Source organism: Faecalicatena contorta, from assembly GCF_021531995.1.
In the GTDB taxonomy this organism is placed as follows: Bacteria; Bacillota; Clostridia; order Lachnospirales; family Lachnospiraceae; genus Dorea_A; species Dorea_A contorta_A.
Window position 1 is genome coordinate 1 of the sequence record NZ_JAFBIZ010000182.1, and the last position, 3,107, is coordinate 3,107.

Consider the following 3,107-nt stretch of genomic DNA (forward strand, 5'->3'; position numbering starts at 1 on the left):
TAATAATCCTGTATACAGGAATTATACCATAGATCAGTTTACACTTCAGGATCTGGAACGACTGGAACCTGTGGATATTGAGGAATACATGGAATACTTAAAAGTATATACACGTGAAAATGACGGGGAACTTATAACAAACGGGGAAAAGGGATTGTCCAGAAAAATGTCTGCATTACGCAGTTTTTACAATTATTATTTTAAACATCAGATGATTTCGAAAAATCCAACTTTGCTCGTGGATATGCCAAAACTTCATGAAAAAGCGATCATTCGTCTGGATACGGACGAAGTTGCCATGCTGCTGGATTATGTAGAAACTGCAAGCGATCACCTGACCGGTCAGGCACTTACTTATTATAAAAAAACACGCGATCGTGATCTGGCGATTCTGACACTTCTTCTGGGAACCGGAATCCGAGTCTCTGAATGTGTGGGTCTCGATCTTACTGACGTTGATTTTAAAAATAACGGAATCACGGTTACGCGAAAAGGCGGCGGACAGATGGTTGTATATTTTGGTGAAGAAGTTGCAGATGCGCTGATGAATTACATAGAAGGTGACCGGAAATCCATTACTCCCCTCTCCGGCCATGAAAATGCATTATTCCTGTCTTCCCAGAAAAAGCGCATGGGAGTTCAGGCCATTGAAAATATGGTGAAAAAGTATGCCCGTCAGGTAACACCGAATAAAAAAATCACACCACATAAATTAAGAAGCACTTATGGTACCTCTCTGTATAAAGAAACGGGTGATATTTATCTGGTCGCAGATGTTCTGGGGCATAAAGATGTTAATACGACCAAAAAGCACTATGCAGCGATCGATGAAGACAGACGCCGGAAAGCCGCGACAGCTGTACATCTTCGGGAACCATAACTCCAAAATAAGCGTATGACTGCAGAAAGAGACAAGAATGATTACCAGATACCATAACAGACGGATCGTTCAATTACAGCAACCAGAATTGTGGTAACCAGATTACTGATAATAATTGCAGATAAGAGGCGCTTTTTTCTGGTATCTCCCACATCTTTTTTTAGAGAAAAGTACATGATCGGCCCTTCTGCCAATAACGTCAGAATGAAATAATATGTTCCGACTGTATAGATATGATCATATTGTATCATATCAGAAAATACATGGTATTTCATATGTGTAACCTGGTCTGCCCAGTTCAGAAGATATGGTATAAAAAAAGATACCATGTTTGCCAGTATATTTATACCAAATACTTTATAAAGACGATGTACGTTTCCACCCCAATTAATTGCAGCTGTTTCAATAAAAATGGTAGCAATGGCAACTATGGGAAGGAGGTCAAACGGTTTTGTTTCTGATATCCACTGCCAGGACGAGTTCGCAAATGCAGTGGCACCAAAAAGAACTACGCTAATCAGTAAAAATAATATCAAAGAAGTATGCAGCCATTTCTTCATAGAATCATCCTTTCCGTCTGTTATATGTCCGTTTTATTTTCTTTTATCTTAATTGTTTTACCGGATGATATCAACAAACTTCATGAATTCATAAAACGATATTAAGAAAATATTATGTACATTGGCGGATGCTTCTGCTAAAATATAGTCTGGATATTACGAAAGGACAGATGAAAATGAAACTACAGAAATTACTCAGCTATACAAGAAAAGCTGTTGATGAATATCAGATGATTGAAGAAGGGGATCATATTGCGGTTGGAATCTCCGGAGGCAAGGACAGCCTGACTTTATTATACGCAATGCATGGCCTTCAGCGCTTTTATCCAAAGCATTTCGAACTCAGTGCTGTGACTGTGGACCTGGGGTACAGCGAATGTGATTTTACACCGGTTGTAAAACTGTGCGAAGAGCTTGGAGTTCCTTATAAGATCGTAAAGACGGATATTGCACATATATTATTTGAAGAACGAAAGGAAAGCAACCCATGCTCTCTGTGTGCAAAGATGAGAAAAGGAGCTTTAAATCAGGTGGTAAAAGAGATGGGATGTAATAAAGTGGCATATGCTCATCATAAGGATGACATCATAGAAACCATGCTTTTATCCATGCTGTTCGAAGGTCGCTTTTATTCTTTCTCTCCACGTACCTATCTGGATCGTATGGATCTTACAGTCATCCGACCGATCATGTTTGTGGAAGAGGCAGAGGTCATCGGATTTAAGAATAAGTATCAGCTTCCGGTCGTGACCAGCCGTTGTCCAATTGACGGATACACAAAACGTCAGTACGCAAAAGAACTGGTAAAACAACTGAACACAGAGCATCCTGGTGCAAAGCAGAGGATGTTTACTGCGATTTTAAATGGAAATATTGCCGGTTGGCCGGAACGTGTTCCTTATGTTCGACACAAAGAAAATCCTGAGATAAATTGATTTATCTCAGGATTTTCTTATGGGAATCGTGCGTGACAGAGTAATTGTCAGATCTTTTTACTGCAGTCCCGCTCTTTGATTTCAATTATTTTTTCAATTGCTTCAGCAGTTCCGTCAATTCCAAGAATCGAACTGTCCAGACAGATATTATAGCTTTCTGCAGCCCCCCATTTTTTGTTGCTGTAATAGTTATAATAGCTGGCTCTCTTTTTATCTGTTTTGCGGATAATATCTTTTGCTTTTGCATCTGTAAGATCATAGATTCTTGCAATTCTTCTGACTCTTGCATTGATATCTGCATGAATAAACACACTCAGAACATTTTCGTATTCTTCCAGTGCATAATCTGCACATCTTCCTACAAGTATGCATGGTCCCTCATCTGCAATTTTACGAATTGCATCAAACTGAGCGAGAAAGATCTTGTGATTGATCGGCATATCCGTATAATTGGAAGATGGATATCCCAGGGAATAAGAATCCATTACCAGAGAATACAGGAAACTGTTTGTTGGCTTTTCATCATGTGTCTGAAACAGTTCTTCGCAGATTCCGCTTTCTTTTGCTGCTCTTTCCAACATTTCTTTATCATATAATTTGATATCAAGGTCTTTGGCCACCTTATATCCAATCTCACGCCCAGCACTTCCATACTCTCTTCCGATGGTAATAATTGTATTTGTTTTAGCCATAAACTTCACGCTCCTCATGATTAATATAAAGTTATTATAC

At 39.1% G+C, this 3,107-nt stretch carries 4 protein-coding genes; 2 read left to right on the forward strand and 2 right to left on the reverse strand.

Translation table 11 applies throughout. The annotated features are described in order from the left end of the window. A partial coding sequence (locus tag JQM82_RS14800; protein WP_235251168.1) for a tyrosine-type recombinase/integrase occupies positions 1-880 on the forward strand: 880 nt, incomplete at its 5' end. Positions 881-921: 41 nt separating this feature from the next. Here the strand turns inward: JQM82_RS14800 and JQM82_RS14805 are convergent. Next, positions 922-1,440, reverse strand: a complete 519-nt coding sequence (locus JQM82_RS14805; protein WP_235251169.1) for a hypothetical protein — start codon at positions 1,438-1,440, stop codon at positions 922-924. 176 nt (positions 1,441-1,616) lie between these two features. On the opposite strand from JQM82_RS14805, the gene JQM82_RS14810 reads away from it, so the two are divergent. Beyond that, a complete protein-coding gene (locus tag JQM82_RS14810) occupies positions 1,617-2,375 on the forward strand; it encodes a tRNA 2-thiocytidine biosynthesis TtcA family protein (RefSeq protein WP_235251171.1) in 759 nt (252 codons plus the stop codon). 47 nt (positions 2,376-2,422) lie between these two features. Here the strand turns inward: JQM82_RS14810 and JQM82_RS14815 are convergent, their stop codons facing one another. Next, positions 2,423-3,067 carry an AAA family ATPase gene (locus JQM82_RS14815; protein WP_235251170.1) on the reverse strand — a complete coding sequence of 215 codons (645 nt, stop codon included), beginning with the start codon at positions 3,065-3,067 and terminating at the stop codon, positions 2,423-2,425. Positions 3,068-3,107 lie beyond the last annotated feature (40 nt).

Bases quoted from the DNA above. Each gene is read 5' to 3' on its own strand.
- JQM82_RS14805 (WP_235251169.1), bottom strand. From the start codon at position 1,440: ATGAAGAAATGGCTGCATACTTCTTTGATATTATTTTTACTGATTAGC.
- JQM82_RS14815 (WP_235251170.1), bottom strand. From the start codon at position 3,067: ATGGCTAAAACAAATACAATTATTACCATCGGAAGAGAGTATGGAAGT.
- JQM82_RS14810 (WP_235251171.1), top strand. From the start codon at position 1,617: ATGAAACTACAGAAATTACTCAGCTATACAAGAAAAGCTGTTGATGAA.